We start from the raw sequence: 15,828 nt of genomic DNA, 5'->3' as shown, positions 1-15,828 counted from the left end.
ATACACATGGCAAACTCTGTAGAAATCAAAGATTTAGACCTGAACTTCGGGGCCGTAAAGGTCCTCAAGCAACTCAACCTCGACATCGCAGAAGGCGAATTCCTCGTGCTGTTGGGGTCATCCGGCTGCGGGAAATCGACACTGCTGAACTGCATTGCAGGGCTGCTGGATGTCTCTGACGGGAAAATCTTCATTAAAGGTGAAAACGTCACATGGGCCGAACCATCCGATCGCGGCATCGGCATGGTGTTCCAATCCTACGCGCTTTATCCGCAAATGACGGTGCGCGGGAACCTTTCGTTTGGCCTGAAAAACGCCAAGGTACCAAAAGCCGAAATCGCCAAGCTGGTCGCGCAAGTGGCAGAAGTCTTGCAGATCGAACCGCTGCTGGATCGCAAGCCCGGCGCGCTGTCAGGCGGGCAACGCCAACGTGTCGCCATTGGGCGCGCCCTTGTGCGTGACGTGGACGTGTTCTTGTTCGATGAACCTCTGTCCAACCTCGATGCCAAGCTGCGCACTGATCTGCGGGTCGAGCTGAAACGCCTTCACCAGCAGTTGAAGAACACCATGATCTACGTGACCCACGATCAGGTCGAGGCGATGACGCTGGCCGACCGCATTTCAATCATGAAAGGCGGGATGATCGAACAGTTGGACACGCCTGAAATGATCTACGCAAAGCCGTGCAACAAATACGTAGCGGACTTTATAGGCTCTCCTGCGATGAACCTGTTTACGGGCCAATTGAGCGCCACGACATTCACCTGTGACGGCTTCGCGATCGACGCAACAGGTTATGAATTCGCAACGCAAACCCGTGGTGACACTGCTGCGTGGCTCGGCATTCGCCCAGAACACATCCTGACAGGCGATGCCGCCGCAGGCGCGACTTACACCGGCACTGCCGAGATCGATATCGTGGAACCGATGGGTTCTGACACCTTGGTTTGGGTAAACTTCGCGGGCCAGTCCGTGCGCGTGCGCACCGAAGGGCAATCTGGCCTGAAATCTGGCGATACCCTGACAATCGGGTTCGATGCGGCGCGGCTGCACCTATTCGACGAGAAAACTGAAATCCGTCTCTAATTTTGGAACCAGACACATGACACCAGCACTGCAACTTTATTCGATGCGCGACTGCGCTGATCAAATCGCACTCTTGGCGCAATTGCCCGCCCTTGGGATCACCACTGTCGAAGGCTACGGCGGTGTTTACGGCGACCCGTCGGCCTACCGCGCGGCGATGGATGCCAACGGGATTTCCATGCCGTCAGGCCATATGGGGCTAGACGATATCGCGTCTGATTTCGAGGCCACAATGGGCATTGCAGAGGGCCTTGGGATAACCCGTGTCTTCGCGCCTTACCTTGAAGAAAAAGACCGCCCCGACACCGCCGAAGGCTGGGCCGCACTGGGCAAGCGCCTGAACGATGCGGGCAAGAAATACGCTGCACGCGGCATCACGTTCGGCTGGCACAACCACGACTTTGAATTTGTGGCGTTGGATGACGGCAGCACGCCGATGGACATCTTGCTCGACACGGCACCCGATATTGCGTGGGAGGCCGATCTGGCATGGATCGTGCGCGGCGGACGTGACCCGATCGAATACATCCAGCGTTATGGCAACCGCCTGTCGGCTATTCACGTCAAAGACATTGCACCCAGCGGGACCAATCTAGATCAGGACGGTTGGTCCGATCTAGGTGCAGGCACAATGGATTGGGCGTCGCTTTTGCAGGCCTGCCGCAGTGCATCGAGTGATCTAGTTTATGCCTTGGAGCACGACAAACCGAGCGATCCGATCGGCTACGCCACCCGCTCCGCGGCCGCTTTCAAGACTTTGTGGGAGGACGGCCATGACTAAGAACCTTGGCGTTGGCATCATCGGATGCGGCAATATCTCAACGGCTTACCTGAGCTTAGCCTCAATGTTCAAAGGCTATGAGATCGTTGCGGTCGCCGATATCAACATGGACAATGCGCGCGCGCAGGCTGCCAAGTTCGATGTTCGGGCCGAGACGGTTGAGTATCTGCTGGCTGCGACGGACGTTGATCTGGTCATCAACCTCACGATCCCTGCGGCCCACGTTTCTGTGTCTCGCTCTATTTTGCAGGCGGGCAAGCACGTCTATTCCGAAAAACCCTTTGTTCTCAGCCTTGCGGAAGCACAAGAGTTGGGCGACATCGCCAAAGCGAACAATGTGCGGATCGGATCGGCACCTGACACGTTCATGGGCGGCAGCCATCAGTTGGCCCGCAATCTTATTGATACAAAGGAAATCGGCAAAGTCACCTCTGGCGCGGCTGTGGTCATGTCCAGCGGTATGGAAGATTGGCATCCGAACCCTGACTTCTTCTTTCAAAAGGGCGGCGGACCGATCCTTGATCTGGGTCCCTATTATATCTGCAATCTGGTGCACCTGCTTGGCCCTGTGAAAAAAGTGACGAGCTTCACAGGCATGGCCAGCGAAACGCGCACCATCCAAAATGGCCCACGCGACGGTGAAACCGTGCCAGTTGAGACCCCGACCACGATCCATTCCGTTCTGTCCTTTGAAAGCGGCGCGATCATTACCCTGCTGGCCAGCTGGGATGTGTGGGCCAGCAACCATCCGATCATGGAGCTTTACGGCACCGAAGGCACGATGAACTTGCCGGACCCAAACTTCTTTGGTGGCATCCTGACCGTGACCGAACGCAGCGGTGATCCTGTCGAGAAATCATGGGATCATCCGTTCAACACCCCCAATTTCGAAGAAACCCAAGCCAACTACCGTGGTGCGGGCTTGGCGGACATGGCCTTGGCAATAGCCGAAGGCCGCCCGCATCGCTGCAACGAAGACTTCGCGACCCATGTGGTCGAGGTCATGACGGCGATTTTGGAAGCTGGCGAAACAGGCATGGTCCTGACAATGACAACCACTTGTAGCAGGCCCGACGTGCTTGGCCCCGACGCGGCCCGCGCTTTGTTGGCGTGATCGAAAAAGACGGAGAGTAACATGACCAGTTCCATCAAAGGCCCCGCGCTGTTTCTCGCCCAATTTTTGGGTGATGAGGCGCCGTTTAATTCACTGCCTGCAATTGTTGAATGGGCCGCAAGTTTGGGATATAAGGGCGTGCAAATCCCAACGTGGGATGCGCGGGTTTTTGATTTGGACAAGGCCGCGTCCAGCAAGGCGTATTGCGATGAAATTGCTGGAATTTGTGCCGAAAATGGCGTGACCATAACTGAATTGTCATGCCATCTGCAAAGCCAGCTTGTGGCGGTGCATCCGGCCTATGACACAGCCTTTGATGCTTTCGCGCCAGAGCATCTGCATGGAAAACTCGCCGCCCGGCAAGCTTGGGCTGTGGATCAGGTCACTAAGGTCGCGAAAGCCTCGCAGAACCTCGAGTTGAAGGGTGCCGTCGGCTTTACCGGATCGCTTGCGTTTCCATATCTTTATCCATGGCCGCAACGCCCCGCTGGCCTGATCAACGAAGCCTTTGGAGAACTGGCGCGGCGCTGGAAACCTATCTTGGATATCTACGACGAAGCTGATGTCGATTTCGGATTTGAAATCCACCCCGGTGAAGACGTGTTTGACGGGGCGACTTTTGAGCGCTTTTTGGACGCCCTCGACAATCACCCGCGCTGCAAGATCACCTATGACCCTTCGCACTTCTTATTACAGCAAATGGATTATCTGGCGTTCATCGACATCTACCATGACCGCATCAGCGCCTTTCACGTCAAGGACGCCGAGTTCAATCCAACAGGTCGCCAAGGCGTCTATTCCGGCTATGCCGACTGGACCGATCGCGTGGGGCGTTTCCGTTCACTTGGCGATGGTCAGGTCGACTTTAAGGGCATCTTTTCCAAGCTTACCCAATACGGGTTTGACGGCTGGGCCGTGCTGGAATGGGAATGCTGCCTGAAGCATCCAGAACAAGGGGCCGCCGAAGGCGCACCGTTCATTGCAGATCACCTGATCCGCCGGACCAAACGCGCCTTTGACGACTTCGCAGGCGGTAAGTCCGATACAGCCGCCCTGCGCAAAATGATGGGGTTCTAGAATGGCGCGTCTGAAACTCGGCATGGTTGGTGGCGGCCAAGGGGCGTTCATCGGCGGCGTACACCGTATGGCCGCGCGTTTGGACGGCTGTTTTGATCTGGTCGCGGGCGCCCTTTCATCGGACCCCGCACGCGCCCACGCTTCCGCTGCCGAGCTCGGCATTGATGCTGACCGCTCCTACGCGGACTTTAACGAGATGGCGAAAGCCGAGGCCGCGCGGTCCGACGGGATCGATGCCGTGTCTATCGTCACCCCAAACCACCTTCATGGTCCTATCGCCGAGGCGTTCTTGGCACGCGACATCTCTGTTATCTGTGACAAGCCGATGACCGCGACTCTGGCGCAAGCCGAAAGCCTCTCGGCCGCATCGCAAGCCTCCAAGGGGCACTTCTTTCTCACCCACAATTACACCGGCTACCCGATGATCCGGCAGGCACGCCAGATGGTGGCCGAAAGCGCACTTGGCGAGATCCGGATCGTTGAGGCGAACTATTTGCAAGACTGGCTCAGCGGGGCTCCGGCTGAAGATAACAAGCAGGCCAAATGGCGCATGGATGCGGCCCAATCCGGTGGCGGGGCCATTGGCGACATCGGCACCCACGCCCATAATTTAGCCTGTTTTGTCACCGGCCTGCGCACCACGTCCCTGAGTGCGACGCTGACCTCTCATGTGGCAGGGCGCGTGGTCGATGACGACGCGCGCATCTCGCTGCAATTTGACGGCGGCGCGCGCGGCCATATCTGGGCCAGCCAAGTCGCAATCGGCAATGAGAACAACCTGACTTTGGCTGTCTACGGCACTAAAGGTTCGCTTCGCTGGGCCCAGGAAAACCCGAACGTTGTGTGGTTTACCGAACTTGGGAAAGCCCCCCAAAAGATCACTCGGGGCGGCGGAGCCGCAAATCCTGCTGCCATCGCCGTTACACGCATTCCGGCGGGCCACCCCGAGGGCTATCTGGAAGCCTTCGCAACGCTCTATCGAGAGGCGGCAGAGGTCATTATTTCGGACGATAGAACCAGCATCACATTGGGTGCTGAAGACGGTTTGGATGGCGTGCGCTTTGTGGAAGCTTGCCAGCGGTCTTCGGAAGATGGCGCATCTTGGATAGAGCTCTGCTAAGCAATTTGACTAGTTTCGCATACTGGACATTGGCGGCACGCTGACGAATTCACACATTGGGCTCCTTGCGGCCATTTGGCATCAACGGCATCAGATCGAAGGCGTCAAGGTCGGCTCCGAGCCTAATTTGACCGATGCTGCATTTTGCATCAACGACTGATCTGAAGTTTAACGCCAAACTAGTTTCAAACGACTGCTTGCTATAAAACCGACCACGTGAAATTGGCATTGAGCTTTGATAAAATCGCGATTTCCTTGATGCTTAGTTCGCCGTTGATCTGGCTACCTTTTTCCATCAGCGCATGGACCTCGACACTCTGCACGCCTTGTTTTCTCAACTCATCTTCCAGTTTCAGCAGGTATTGAAGCAACTCTAATAATTCGAACCCTTTTGCCTCAAACCCCAACAAACATTCAGGATAGATATGGGCTGGCCGTCGGACAATTGGCTCACCTTTCAGATGGCAAGCGGTCAAGGCAAGCTTCTTCAATGTTAGATTAAGCGTCTCTGCGTCTATCTTTTCACCCGACAAACAAACAGAAAAATAATGCATATCTGAAACATCCGCTCGTTAGAAAATCTCATAGCCGTTTGCTTTGGCTGATGTCGATGTAACGTGTCCTCCATATTTTAACAATGACCGTAGCCTCTAAGCAAAGGGCCCAGAACAGACATTCGAATTCAAAAATGAACGACCACTTCGTCCCGTCGTTGCCGGCGATGACGTGCACGAATTCGCAGGTTAGCGGCCTCTGCTGCCCAATCCCTGAACGAACTGCGAAAGCTGTGCACGGTGAAGCCATCGCGCCCCATGCGGCGCAACAGCATCAGCATCGACATATTGGAGAGCGGCTTGTGGCGTTTCTGCCCCTCGAACACATAGACGGACGCAAGTGCCTTGAACGGCTCCAGTATCGCCAACATTTCATTGGTCAAAGGAACGCGGTGTTCTTTACCGCCCTTCATCCGCTCCGCTGGCACGGTCCAAAGCCGCGCTTCGAAATCAACCTCTGGCCACGTCCAAAACGATCTTGATGCGTTGCGCCAGTCGCTTCGCGGTTTCGTGTTTGGCTGTCCAGATGGGGGAGAGGCACATCAGAACCTCAGGCTGGCCGATGCTATCAATTGGCATGCGCCCCATTTTGGGAAAGGCGTAATCGCGCAAGGTGTTGATCCATTGCTGGCCGTGTTTTTGCTTCTTCCAGGTTGGCATGCGTTCAATGTGAACCTGTTGCGCTATCTCTTCAAACGTCGGTATGTCCTGAGTGGCGGCAAATCGGGGGTTTAGTCCTTGCTTGGCAATCCGGCGATACTCTAGCGCTCTCTCACGCGCTTGGTTTATCGTGACAATGTCAGCGCCCCCTAAACCGAAGTCAGTGCGTAGTGGTGCGCCCTTGCGGTTCGTCTGACCTTTGACGGTAACGCGCACAATCCAGCGCCGTGCGCCTGAGGGATCGACAACAAGATAAAGCCCTGAGCCGTCGCCGTGACGCCCGGTGCCTAGGTTCTCAACCAGCTTTTTCGTTAGTTTGCCGTTCAGTGCCGCCATAGAAATACCACTGATCATACCACGCAAGGAAAGTACACGGATACAATCTGACGAAATCCAGTGAAACCTCGAGCAACATAAATCACGTTAATAATATGGGGTGAATGTGTGTTATTGAGTGTTAGATAAATACATTGAAATGTCGGATTGGCGGAGAGACAGGGATTCGAACCCTGGGTAGGCTTGCACCCACAACGGTTTTCGAGACCGCCCCGTTCGACCACTCCGGCACCTCTCCGCGGTGGCCGCGTGTTACTTTGCCACTGGCGGCGGCGCAAGGCCAAATCATCCCGCCTGACAATCGCGGCACTGCCCTTGGCATTGCTGCACCTACACCCTAGCTTTGACAGGTACCTGACCGTTAGGGCCACCCCCAATGCTTCGCAAACTTGCCTTCGTCACCACTGCCTTTTTTTTCACAGCCAGCCCGCTTTGGCCGCAAAGCAGCGCTGATGCGCAGGTTGACGCCTTGTTTGATGCACTTGGTCTGCATGAGACGGTCGAGATCATGCGCGCCGAAGGGCTGGATTATGGCGATACGCTTGGCGATGACATGCTGCCAGGTGGTGCCGCGCCCGAGTGGTCGGCGGCGGTCTCGCAGATCTATGACACCGAGATGATGTATGAAGAGATACGCGGTGCTATGGGCGAGGCACTTGATGGTGCCGATGTTGACGCGATGCTGGCCTTTTTCACCTCAGAGCTGGGGCGGACCATCATCAACCTTGAGGTCAGCGCCCGCCGGGCCATGCTGGATGATGCGGTTGAGCAGGCGAGTAATGAACATGCCGCCATTGCTGCGATGGACGAAACGCCGCGCTATGCCATGGTCACCGAATTCATCGACGCCAATGACCTGATCGAAAACAACGTCGTGGGGGCGCTGAATTCAAGCTACGCATTCTATCTGGGGTTGATTGATGGCGGGGCGATGCCTGCAGGCGTCACAGCAGAGACCGCATTGCAGGATGTCTGGGCGCAAGAGCCGGACATTCGCAACACCACGACGGAATGGGCCTATTCCTTTCTGCTTTTGGCCTATCAGCCACTCTCTGACGCGGACTTGGAGGCATATATTGCCTTTTCCAGCTCGGATGCTGGGAAAGAAATGACGGACGCCTTGTTTATCGCGTTCGACGGGATGTTTGATGATATCTCGCGGGCGCTTGGGTTGGCGGTGTCACGGTTCATGATCAGTCAGGAACTCTAGGTCAGGTCTTGGCAAGCCGGATGCGCGCGGTATTCTGCGGCTCTCTCTTTCCACGACAAGGATCATTCTCGTGCCCTCCATCAAACCCGCCGTTCTTGCCCTTGGGCTTCTTGCTGCTTGTGATCAGACGGCGGCCATTCCGCCGCAGCCTGACCTGCCCGCCGACGATCCGCGTCAGGTCCAGCTATTGGCGGCGGAATGCACGATCTATTTCGCAGCAGAGGTCAAACTTGAGGCAGACGGGCGTGCCATAAGCGGCAACCCGACACGCGGTTGCCCACCAGAGGCCGCAAGCATTCCCGCAGACATCAATGCCATGGTCAGCGTGCCACCGGTGACGCCAGGCTATCCACAGGCGCTGTACGATCGGATGATCGCGCGGGGCATCCCGGCGGATGTGGTCAATGAGATTTCCAAATCCAAGGCATTCTGGGATCTGGTTGCGAAGCGCGACTCGCTATTGGCGGGGTTCTAGCCGCCGTAAACCATCAGGGCCGTCACCAGCGCACCGGGGCTGGCATGGTAGATGCCGATATCAGATTGCAATTGGATGATGCGGGCAGGGCGCTCTGACACAGGAATGCCTGCGGCATCCATGGCTTTGGTCAAAGCGGGCCCGCCGCCTGCGCCGATCTCTTGACGGATGGTGTCATAATTGGATTTCACGATCAGCTCGACCTGACCGCGCCGCTTTTCGTAGGCCGCATTGCCGATCACGGTGCTGACCCCAGTAACGGGTAGCATCAACGGGTTGCCAAGATGATTGGCTTCATTGGAACAGGCGGCAAGCAGCAGGACAGTGATCAGTGGCCAGCGCATGGGTCTTTGAGCCTTCTTTTGGGTTGACTTATAAGGGCATTGGTCAGATATAGCGCCATCTTCGCAAGGGTTTTGCGGGGACATATGCGAAATTACGCCCACGGGCGCGCAGTCTACAGGTAACAAACGCCGGAACGGTCCGGGGCCTCAGAGACGCGGAAAACAAAGGAAGATCAAATGTTTGCGGTTCTCAAAACCGGCGGCAAGCAGTACAAAGTGGCCTCAGGCGACGTATTGCGTGTCGAAAAGCTGGCAGCAAATGCCGGCGACAAAATCCAATTCAACGAGATTCTCATGGTCGGCTCCACAGTGGGCACACCTTTGGTTGCGGGCGCTGGCGTCCAGGCTGAAGTGATCGATCAGATCAAAGGCGAAAAGACGATCAACTTCGTCAAGCGCCGTCGTAAGCACGGCAGTCAGCGCAAGAAGGGCCACCGTCAGCAACTGACACTGGTGCGCATTGCCGACATCCTTGAAAAAGGTGCTGACAAATCCGGCGTGATGGCCGCGGTTTCAGGTGCGGGCGTTGTTGCTGCACCAGCAGCAGAACCTGCTGCGAAGAAAGCAGCCCCAAAGGCAGAAGCAGCCCCGAAAGCTGAAAAGCCAAAGGCAGCGCCAAAGGCGAAAGCCGCACCAAAGTCTGACGCAGCTGACGATCTGAGCAAGATCAGCGGTGTTGGCCCGGTCATCGTCAAAAAGCTGCACGCCGAAGGTGTGACAACTTTCGCGCAGATCGCCGCATGGACGCCAGCAGATGTGGCTGATATGGACGAGAAACTGAATTTCAAAGGTCGTATCGACCGCGATGAGTGGCTTAAGCAAGCTGCTGAATTCGCTAAAGGTTAAGGAGAGACCAAATGGCACATAAAAAAGCAGGCGGTTCATCCCGTAACGGACGCGACTCAGCTGGTCGTCGTCTTGGTGTGAAAAAATTCGGCGGCGAAACAGTCGTTCCCGGCAATATCATCATGCGTCAGCGCGGCACAAAAATGTGGCCAGGCATGGGCGTTGGCATGGGCAAAGATCACACGATCTTTGCGACCGTTGATGGTAACGTCAAATTCCATAAAGGCCTGAAAGGCCGCACGTTTATTTCGGTTCTCCCAGTGGCGGAGGCCGCTGAATAAGCCGAAAATTCCAAGGTAAATGAATTGGGGGGATCGGTGTTCACCGGTCCCCCCTTTTTTATTCATAGTTTTGCCACCATATCGTTTTAAAGGGTGGATAAAGAACGAGTTGTTTTCGAGGAGGGAAGCAATGCGCCATGAAGAGATCACAGTGCAAGACACGATAGAGGCAAGCCGTTTCGTGCTGCGCCCGTGCCGCAAGTCCGATGCCGGGCTGATTGCGATGTATGCCAGTGATGACCGCGTGGCGCGTGGCACCCGCGCGATGCCGCACCCACTCCCTCCTGGGTCTGTTGAGGCGATGATCGAACGCGCCAGCCTTGGTGATCGGACCGAAGATGTCTGGGTTATTGACGGCTCTGCCCATGGTCACGCCGAGGCGCTTGGCCTGATCAGCCTTGAGCGCATGGACCGCGCCCAATCCGAGGTGTTTTATTGGATCGCACCAGCGTTCTGGAACACCGGCTTTGCCACAGAGGCCGTGCGCACGCTGATCGCAGCCAACCCGCACCACTCTGATCGTATTTTTGCCGAGGTGTTTCAGGACAACCCCGGTTCAGCCCGCGTGCTGACCAATTGTGGATTCGACTATCTTGGCGATGCAGAGGCGTTTTCCGTCTCGCGCAAGGCCACCATGCCCACATGGACCTACACCCTTAAACTGGGGTCATGACCGTCCCGACATTGCGGACGACCCGATTGACCCTCCGCGACTTTCGCGAGGGGGATTTGGATGATGTGGTCCGTCACGTAAGCAACTATGACGTTTCCAAGTGGTTGGTGCCGGTGCGCCACCCCTACGGCCACGCTGATGCAGAAGAATTTCTTGCAATGGACCGGGCAGGCGACATTGGATTGCTCTGGATGATCCTGCGCGATGACGCGCTGGTTGGGGCGGTCTCGACCGGGAAAGAGCTGGGTTACTGGCTGGCGGAACCTGCTTGGGGGCAGGGGTACATGACCGAAGCTGCGCAGGCGGCGGTTGATCATACCTTCCAAACCGATAATTTGGAGGTCATGAAGTCCAGCCATTTTGTCGGCAATCACGGATCGCAGCGGGTCCTGCAAAAACTAGGCTTTGCGGACGTGGGCGCGCATGTCCACCATTCACTGGCGCGGCAGGCCGACGTGCCGGGCCGTAGCATGGAACTGACCCGCAACAGATGGGAGGGCCGCACGCGATGATTGATCTGACGTACCGCGCGTTGCGCGCTGATGACTTTGATGACGTTCACGCGATGGTCTCGCATTGGTCCGTCGCGCGGCAGTTGGGTCGCTGGCCATGGCCGCCGCAGCCTGCGTTCACGCGCGGGCGGTGCAAGCCTTATGAAGGTCACGGATTTGTCTGGGCTGTGTGCATCGACGACCGTGTTATCGGGTCCATGGCGGTCACCAATGGCGAGCTTGGTTATACATTTGCACCTAAGGTCCATGGCAAAGGCATCGGCACGCGGGTTGCGCGCGATGCGATTGCCATGGCATTCGCCGATTATGACTGGACGGTCCTTTATGCCTCGGTCTGGCACGACAATCCGGCCTCTGCTGCGATCTTGCGGAAACTCGGGTTTGTTCATTGGCAGACCCACTACACACGCAACCCCGCGCGTTTACCCACACTGGTGCATCAGTACCGCCTGCCGCAACCGGTCTGGGACCGCTTGAGAACCGCCGCACAGTAGTTTATCGGCTGCAGGACGCAGTCCAAGAAAGCCAACAAAATGAAATTCCTCGATCTTGCCAAGGTCTATATTCGCTCCGGCGGCGGTGGTGCGGGCTGCATCTCGTTCCGGCGCGAAAAGTTTATGGAATATGGCGGCCCGGACGGCGGTGACGGCGGCAAGGGCGGTGATGTGATTGTTGAGGCGGTTGAGGGCCTAAACACTCTGATCGATTTTCGCTATCAGCAGCATTTTTTCGCGGGCAATGGCCAGCATGGCATGGGCAGCCAGCGCACAGGCAAGGATGGCGCTGATAAGGTGTTGCGCGTGCCAGTCGGGACCGAGATCATTGACGAGGACGAAGAAACCGTTATCGCGGATCTGACCGAGGTGGGCCAAAAGATCGTGATTGCCAAAGGCGGCAACGGCGGCTGGGGCAACCTGCAGTTCAAATCAGCCACCAATCAAGCGCCGCGCCGGGCCAATCCGGGGCAGGAGTGCATTGAACGGACGATCTGGTTGCGCCTGAAACTGATCGCCGATGTGGGCCTGCTGGGCATGCCAAATGCAGGCAAATCCACGTTTTTGGCGGCCACATCAAATGCGCGCCCAAAGGTCGCCGACTACCCTTTTACCACGCTTATTCCCAACCTTGGCGTTGTGGGCATTGATGATGTGGAATTTGTCGTCGCCGATATCCCCGGTCTGATTGAAGGGGCCAGCGAAGGGCGCGGCCTTGGTGATATGTTCCTTGGCCACGTAGAGCGCTGCGCGGTCCTGTTGCATCTGATTGATGGGACATCTGGCGACCCTGCCAAAGACCTCACGACGATCATCGAAGAGTTAGAGGCCTATGGCGGTGAATTGGCCGACAAGCCCCGAATCACCGTGTTGAACAAGATCGACACGCTGGACGATGAAGAACGCGAGTTCCTACGCGATGAGATTGCCGCTGTGGCCCAAGGCCCCGTGATGATGATGTCTGGCGTCAGCCGCGAAGGCATCCCCGACGTGCTGCGCGCCTTGCGCTCCGAGATTGACGACAACAGGCTGCGCCACCGCAAAGCGGCGGAGGAGGAGCAGGGCGAGGCAGAACCATGGCAGCCCTGAAAGACGCCAAACGGCTTGTTGTCAAAATCGGCTCGGCCCTGCTGGTCGATGCTGAAACCGGTGACTTGCGGCAGGATTGGCTGACCTCACTTGCCGCAGACGTGGCCCGGATCCGGGCGCGCGGGACGGATGTGATCATTGTCTCGTCAGGGTCCATCGCATTGGGGCGGGGTATTCTGGGCCTGCCACTCAGCTCGCTTGCCTTGGAACAGTCCCAGGCTGCCGCGGCCGTGGGCCAGATCCGCCTTGCGCGCGCCTATCAAGAGGCCCTTGGCCCGCATGACATTGTCACGGGTCAGGTTCTTGTCACGCTTGAAGATTCGCAGGATCGCCGCCGTTATCTTAATAGCCGCGCGACAATGGAAACGATGCTGGGCTTGGGTGTTACGCCGATTGTGAATGAAAACGACACAATTGCCACCGATGAAATCCGCTATGGTGACAATGATCGTTTGGCGGCACAGGTTGCCGTGACCGTCGGTGCCGACCAATTGATCCTTCTGTCGGATGTGGATGGGCTTTACACTGCCAACCCAAAGATTAAGAGCACGGCAAAACATCTTGATATCGTAGATAAAATTACTCCTGAGATTGAAGCCATGGCGGGCGACGCAGGTTCTGGTCTGTCAAAAGGCGGGATGATCACCAAGATTATGGCCGCGCGCATTGCGACCGAGGCGGGATGCGCCATGGCGATTGCCTTGGGAACTGCGCTTAATCCTCTCGGTCAATTGGAACGTGGCGCCAAGACCACATGGTTTACCGCCCAAACGGACCCGCAAGCAGCACGCAAACGCTGGATTGCGGCGATGAAGCCCAAGGGTACCGTTATGGTCGATGCTGGGGCCCGTGATGCCTTGCAGCGGGGCAAAAGCCTGTTGCCTGCGGGGGTCACGCAGATTCAGGGCAGTTTCGGGCGTGGTGATCTGGTGGCGATTGCAGATGCGGATGGCGCCCAACTGGGCCAAGGATTGATCCGCTACACTAGTGCAGAGGCGCGCCAGATTATGGGCCGCAGGTCGGCTGACATTGTGGCGGTGTTGGGCTATGAAGGCCGCGCTGCGTTGGTGCACCGCGATGATATGGTACTTTGAATGGATGATGCGATGAACGATCACGATGCAATCGGACCAATGATGGCCAAGATTGGTGCAGATGCCCGCGCCGCTGCGGCAGTGCTGGCAACGGCAGGATCCGAGCGTAAATATGCGGCCCTTATTGGTGCGGCAGATGCGCTCTGGGAACACCGGCAAAAGATCATAGACGCCAATGCCGAAGATCAAGTCTATGCCGAGCAAAAGGGCCTTAGCCCGGCCATGATGGACCGTCTGATGCTGGATGAACCGCGTATTCGCGCGATGGCCGACGGTCTGCGCAATGTGGCCGCACAACACGACCCGATTGGCGAGGTAATGACCGAGTGGGACATGCCCACCGGCCTGCATATCCAGCGCGTGCGCACGCCTTTGGGGGTGATCGGTGTGATCTACGAAAGCCGCCCGAATGTGACGGCTGATGCGGGCGCACTTTGCCTGCAATCTGGCAATGCCGTGATCCTGCGTGGCGGATCAGAAAGCTTTCATTCCGCGACCATGATCCACAAATGCCTGCAAATTGGTCTAAAGCAAGCCGGCCTGCCAGAGGCGGCGATCCAACTGGTGCCCACACGCGATAGGGCTGCGGTGTCGGCTATGCTGACAGCTACCGATCATATTGATGTCATCGTGCCGCGCGGCGGTAAGGGCCTTGTCGGGTTGGTACAGCGCGAAGCGCGGGTGCCCGTTTTTGCGCATCTTGAGGGCATTTGCCACATCTATGTGGGGGCCACCGCTGACCCTGCAATGGCGCTCGAGATCGTGCTGAACGCCAAGACCCGCCGCACTGGAATTTGTGGGGCGATGGAATGCTTGCTGATCGACTGGCGTTTCTACACACAGCATGGGTCGATCCTGATTGATGCCTTGGTCAAAGCGGGTGTTGAGGTGCGCGCGGATGGTGATCTGGCCAAGATTGCAGGCACGATACAGGCCAAGCCTGATGATTTTGGCAAGGAATTCCTTGATATGATCTGTGCCGCCAAACTCGTCGACGGCGTTGACCCTGCGATTGACCATATCCGCACCCATGGATCAAACCACACCGACGCGATTGTCACCGCCGATGATCAGGCTGCGGCACATTTCTTCAAGGAACTCGACAGTGCGATCCTGATGCGCAACGCCTCAACCCAATTTGCCGATGGAGGCGAGTTTGGGATGGGCGCCGAGATCGGGATTGCGACAGGCAAACTGCATGCGCGTGGGCCGGTTGGAGCGGTGCAATTGACCAGCTTCAAGTATCTCGTGACAGGTGACGGGACAGTTCGCGCCTAAAATCGTGCAATGAGCCTGTCTGAATGCTCAATGAAATCGAGCTTGCGTCCCGCTTCAGCCAAGACACTTGGCAGCAAGGCAAACTGCACCTGTGCGGCCGTGTGGTGATAACCGATCTGCGGTGACAGCAGATTGTCCCAAAGCGTGCGGTCAACGCTGATCCGAGGTCCGTCGGCGCGGACAACCCAACTTTCGCCATCCTGCTGCACCTGCAAATCGCCGCCCAAGGGCAATGCTGACTCAAGGGCCTGCAGTGTCAAAAGGGCACAGCGCACCCGCCGCCGCGACTGATCCCCATCGATCTGCCAGATGTAGTTGAACCGACCACCGCGTGCAGAGGCAGACAAAATCGACAACACTTCGGGCCGGCTGACCAATTGTTCTTCGCTGGCCGCACCATAGGCGATCCGGAAATATCTGATCCGGGCAGAGGCGTTTTGCACGCTTTCATTAATCAGGTCCATCTCGGCGCCTGTGTCGCCATCGGTAAGTGATAAAAGTTCGACCCCGTTGCCAATGGCGCCTATTGGACTGATCAGGTCGTGGCAAATGCGTGAGCCGACAAGTGCGGCTAAATCAGGTTGCATCGGAAAAACTCCGCTCTAAGAAGGGAACATGGAAGAAACCAACGATTTTCTTGAGCCTGGCATGCTGGTCCGCCATCCTGACCAACCCGAATGGGGGGTTGGACAGGTCCAGTCAAATATCAATGGCAGAATTACCGTAAACTTTCGGGAGATGGGAAAGGTTGTGATAGAAGGCAAAACTGTAAAGCTCGAAATCGCAAGTGTGTGAGTACTACAC

General features: G+C 56.9%; 21 protein-coding genes and 1 tRNA gene. 16 read left to right on the top strand and 6 right to left on the bottom strand.

Annotation, left to right across the window (positions count from 1 at the left end; all coding sequences use genetic code 11):
* Window positions 1-6 precede the first annotated feature (6 nt).
* From DHN10_RS05995 to DHN10_RS05975, 5 genes are read left to right on the top strand one after another with little or no spacing between them, the layout of a single operon-like run.
* On the top strand, window positions 7-1,086 hold the full coding sequence (locus DHN10_RS05995; protein ID WP_108814318.1) for an ABC transporter ATP-binding protein: 1,080 nt from the start codon (window positions 7-9) through the stop codon (window positions 1,084-1,086).
* 16 nt (window positions 1,087-1,102) lie between these two features.
* Window positions 1,103-1,867 carry a sugar phosphate isomerase/epimerase family protein gene (locus DHN10_RS05990; RefSeq protein WP_108814317.1) on the top strand — a complete coding sequence of 255 codons (765 nt, stop codon included), beginning with the start codon at window positions 1,103-1,105 and terminating at the stop codon, window positions 1,865-1,867.
* The gene (locus tag DHN10_RS05985; RefSeq protein WP_108814316.1) at window positions 1,860-2,981 is read left to right on the top strand and encodes a Gfo/Idh/MocA family protein; all 1,122 of its coding nucleotides are present in this window, start codon (window positions 1,860-1,862) and stop codon (window positions 2,979-2,981) included. Before DHN10_RS05990 ends, DHN10_RS05985 begins: the two co-directional genes overlap by 8 nt.
* Before the next feature lie 21 nt (window positions 2,982-3,002).
* Window positions 3,003-4,058 (top strand): sugar phosphate isomerase/epimerase family protein, encoded by a 1,056-nt coding sequence (locus DHN10_RS05980; protein ID WP_108814315.1) that lies wholly within the window; start codon window positions 3,003-3,005, stop codon window positions 4,056-4,058.
* A 1-nt stretch (window position 4,059) separates the two neighbouring features.
* A complete protein-coding gene (locus tag DHN10_RS05975) occupies window positions 4,060-5,178 on the top strand; it encodes a Gfo/Idh/MocA family protein (RefSeq protein WP_108814314.1) in 1,119 nt (372 codons plus the stop codon).
* A 200-nt stretch (window positions 5,179-5,378) separates the two neighbouring features.
* On the opposite strand, the gene DHN10_RS05970 is transcribed toward DHN10_RS05975, so the two are convergent.
* The 4 genes from DHN10_RS05970 to DHN10_RS05960 all read right to left on the bottom strand — a co-directional run bounded on the left by DHN10_RS05970 (window position 5,379) and on the right by DHN10_RS05960 (window position 6,966).
* A complete protein-coding gene (locus tag DHN10_RS05970; protein ID WP_108814313.1) occupies window positions 5,379-5,732 on the bottom strand; it encodes a hypothetical protein in 354 nt (117 codons plus the stop codon).
* Between the two features lie 128 nt (window positions 5,733-5,860).
* Complete coding sequence (locus tag DHN10_RS19990) at window positions 5,861-6,145, bottom strand: hypothetical protein (protein ID WP_234417046.1); 285 nt, start codon at window positions 6,143-6,145, stop codon at window positions 5,861-5,863.
* 37 nt (window positions 6,146-6,182) lie between these two features.
* Window positions 6,183-6,746, bottom strand: a complete 564-nt coding sequence (locus DHN10_RS19985) for a tyrosine-type recombinase/integrase (RefSeq protein WP_234417045.1) — start codon at window positions 6,744-6,746, stop codon at window positions 6,183-6,185.
* 130 nt (window positions 6,747-6,876) lie between these two features.
* Window positions 6,877-6,966 (bottom strand) — tRNA-Ser (locus DHN10_RS05960).
* Window positions 6,967-7,104: 138 nt separating this feature from the next.
* On the opposite strand from DHN10_RS05960, the gene DHN10_RS05955 reads away from it, so the two are divergent.
* Window positions 7,105-7,938 (top strand): DUF2059 domain-containing protein, encoded by an 834-nt coding sequence (locus DHN10_RS05955; protein WP_108814312.1) that lies wholly within the window; start codon window positions 7,105-7,107, stop codon window positions 7,936-7,938.
* Window positions 7,939-8,008: 70 nt separating this feature from the next.
* Window positions 8,009-8,413, top strand: a complete 405-nt coding sequence (locus tag DHN10_RS05950) for a hypothetical protein (RefSeq protein WP_108814311.1) — start codon at window positions 8,009-8,011, stop codon at window positions 8,411-8,413.
* On the opposite strand, the gene DHN10_RS05945 is transcribed toward DHN10_RS05950, so the two are convergent.
* Window positions 8,410-8,757, bottom strand: a complete 348-nt coding sequence (locus DHN10_RS05945) for a hypothetical protein (protein WP_108814310.1) — start codon at window positions 8,755-8,757, stop codon at window positions 8,410-8,412. The genes DHN10_RS05950 and DHN10_RS05945 overlap by 4 nt on opposite strands.
* A 177-nt stretch (window positions 8,758-8,934) precedes the next feature.
* Between DHN10_RS05945 and DHN10_RS05940 the strand changes: the two genes are divergently transcribed.
* The 8 genes from DHN10_RS05940 (at window position 8,935) to DHN10_RS05905 (ending at window position 15,024) form a co-directional block, all read left to right on the top strand.
* Window positions 8,935-9,603: a 50S ribosomal protein L21 gene (locus DHN10_RS05940; RefSeq protein ID WP_108814309.1), complete on the top strand. Its 669-nt coding sequence runs from the start codon at window positions 8,935-8,937 to the stop codon at window positions 9,601-9,603.
* Window positions 9,604-9,614: 11 nt separating this feature from the next.
* Window positions 9,615-9,884 (top strand): 50S ribosomal protein L27, encoded by a 270-nt coding sequence (rpmA, locus tag DHN10_RS05935; protein ID WP_108814308.1) that lies wholly within the window; start codon window positions 9,615-9,617, stop codon window positions 9,882-9,884.
* Window positions 9,885-10,014: 130 nt separating this feature from the next.
* Window positions 10,015-10,557, top strand: a complete 543-nt coding sequence (locus tag DHN10_RS05930; RefSeq protein WP_108814307.1) for a GNAT family N-acetyltransferase — start codon at window positions 10,015-10,017, stop codon at window positions 10,555-10,557.
* Complete coding sequence (locus tag DHN10_RS05925; RefSeq protein ID WP_108814306.1) at window positions 10,554-11,069, top strand: GNAT family N-acetyltransferase; 516 nt, start codon at window positions 10,554-10,556, stop codon at window positions 11,067-11,069. The genes DHN10_RS05930 and DHN10_RS05925 overlap by 4 nt, the downstream gene beginning before the upstream one ends.
* Window positions 11,066-11,563, top strand: coding sequence for a GNAT family N-acetyltransferase (locus tag DHN10_RS05920; protein ID WP_159086932.1), 498 nt, complete (start codon window positions 11,066-11,068; stop codon window positions 11,561-11,563). Before DHN10_RS05925 ends, DHN10_RS05920 begins: the two co-directional genes overlap by 4 nt.
* Before the next feature lie 39 nt (window positions 11,564-11,602).
* Entirely contained in the window at window positions 11,603-12,652 is a 1,050-nt protein-coding gene (gene obgE / locus DHN10_RS05915) for a GTPase ObgE (protein WP_108814304.1), read from the top strand.
* Window positions 12,640-13,746, top strand: a complete 1,107-nt coding sequence (gene proB, locus DHN10_RS05910; RefSeq protein WP_108814303.1) for a glutamate 5-kinase — start codon at window positions 12,640-12,642, stop codon at window positions 13,744-13,746. Before obgE ends, proB begins: the two co-directional genes overlap by 13 nt.
* Before the next feature lie 12 nt (window positions 13,747-13,758).
* Window positions 13,759-15,024: a glutamate-5-semialdehyde dehydrogenase gene (locus DHN10_RS05905; RefSeq protein ID WP_108814534.1), complete on the top strand. Its 1,266-nt coding sequence runs from the start codon at window positions 13,759-13,761 to the stop codon at window positions 15,022-15,024.
* On the opposite strand, the gene DHN10_RS05900 is transcribed toward DHN10_RS05905, so the two are convergent.
* A complete protein-coding gene (locus DHN10_RS05900; protein WP_108814302.1) occupies window positions 15,021-15,611 on the bottom strand; it encodes a histidine phosphotransferase family protein in 591 nt (196 codons plus the stop codon). The genes DHN10_RS05905 and DHN10_RS05900 overlap by 4 nt on opposite strands.
* A gap of 28 nt (window positions 15,612-15,639) precedes the next feature.
* Here DHN10_RS05900 and DHN10_RS05895 point away from each other — a divergent pair, with 28 nt between their 5' ends.
* On the top strand, window positions 15,640-15,819 hold the full coding sequence (locus tag DHN10_RS05895) for a DUF3553 domain-containing protein (RefSeq protein ID WP_108814301.1): 180 nt from the start codon (window positions 15,640-15,642) through the stop codon (window positions 15,817-15,819).
* The last annotated feature ends 9 nt before the right edge of the window (window positions 15,820-15,828 follow it).

Origin of the sequence: Loktanella sp. Alg231-35 (assembly GCF_900143545.1) — a bacterium.
Classification (GTDB): Bacteria; Pseudomonadota; Alphaproteobacteria; order Rhodobacterales; family Rhodobacteraceae; genus Yoonia.
The sequence above is the reverse complement of the archived record's forward strand: the minus strand, read 5'-3'. Positions and strand labels throughout refer to the sequence as shown.

Coding starts and splice junctions, on each gene's coding strand:
- DHN10_RS05940 (WP_108814309.1), top strand. CDS start 8,935: ATGTTTGCGGTTCTCAAAACCGGCGGCAAGCAGTACAAAGTGGCCTCA.
- DHN10_RS19990 (WP_234417046.1), bottom strand. CDS start 6,145: ATGAAGGGCGGTAAAGAACACCGCGTTCCTTTGACCAATGAAATGTTG.
- DHN10_RS05895 (WP_108814301.1), top strand. CDS start 15,640: ATGGAAGAAACCAACGATTTTCTTGAGCCTGGCATGCTGGTCCGCCAT.
- proB (WP_108814303.1), top strand. CDS start 12,640: ATGGCAGCCCTGAAAGACGCCAAACGGCTTGTTGTCAAAATCGGCTCG.
- DHN10_RS05955 (WP_108814312.1), top strand. CDS start 7,105: ATGCTTCGCAAACTTGCCTTCGTCACCACTGCCTTTTTTTTCACAGCC.
- DHN10_RS05995 (WP_108814318.1), top strand. CDS start 7: ATGGCAAACTCTGTAGAAATCAAAGATTTAGACCTGAACTTCGGGGCC.
- DHN10_RS05905 (WP_108814534.1), top strand. CDS start 13,759: ATGAACGATCACGATGCAATCGGACCAATGATGGCCAAGATTGGTGCA.
- rpmA (WP_108814308.1), top strand. CDS start 9,615: ATGGCACATAAAAAAGCAGGCGGTTCATCCCGTAACGGACGCGACTCA.
- DHN10_RS05975 (WP_108814314.1), top strand. CDS start 4,060: ATGGCGCGTCTGAAACTCGGCATGGTTGGTGGCGGCCAAGGGGCGTTC.
- DHN10_RS05970 (WP_108814313.1), bottom strand. CDS start 5,732: ATGCATTATTTTTCTGTTTGTTTGTCGGGTGAAAAGATAGACGCAGAG.
- DHN10_RS05985 (WP_108814316.1), top strand. CDS start 1,860: ATGACTAAGAACCTTGGCGTTGGCATCATCGGATGCGGCAATATCTCA.
- DHN10_RS19985 (WP_234417045.1), bottom strand. CDS start 6,746: ATGATCAGTGGTATTTCTATGGCGGCACTGAACGGCAAACTAACGAAA.
- DHN10_RS05990 (WP_108814317.1), top strand. CDS start 1,103: ATGACACCAGCACTGCAACTTTATTCGATGCGCGACTGCGCTGATCAA.
- obgE (WP_108814304.1), top strand. CDS start 11,603: ATGAAATTCCTCGATCTTGCCAAGGTCTATATTCGCTCCGGCGGCGGT.
- DHN10_RS05925 (WP_108814306.1), top strand. CDS start 10,554: ATGACCGTCCCGACATTGCGGACGACCCGATTGACCCTCCGCGACTTT.
- DHN10_RS05930 (WP_108814307.1), top strand. CDS start 10,015: ATGCGCCATGAAGAGATCACAGTGCAAGACACGATAGAGGCAAGCCGT.
- DHN10_RS05900 (WP_108814302.1), bottom strand. CDS start 15,611: ATGCAACCTGATTTAGCCGCACTTGTCGGCTCACGCATTTGCCACGAC.
- DHN10_RS05920 (WP_159086932.1), top strand. CDS start 11,066: ATGATTGATCTGACGTACCGCGCGTTGCGCGCTGATGACTTTGATGAC.
- DHN10_RS05945 (WP_108814310.1), bottom strand. CDS start 8,757: ATGCGCTGGCCACTGATCACTGTCCTGCTGCTTGCCGCCTGTTCCAAT.
- DHN10_RS05980 (WP_108814315.1), top strand. CDS start 3,003: ATGACCAGTTCCATCAAAGGCCCCGCGCTGTTTCTCGCCCAATTTTTG.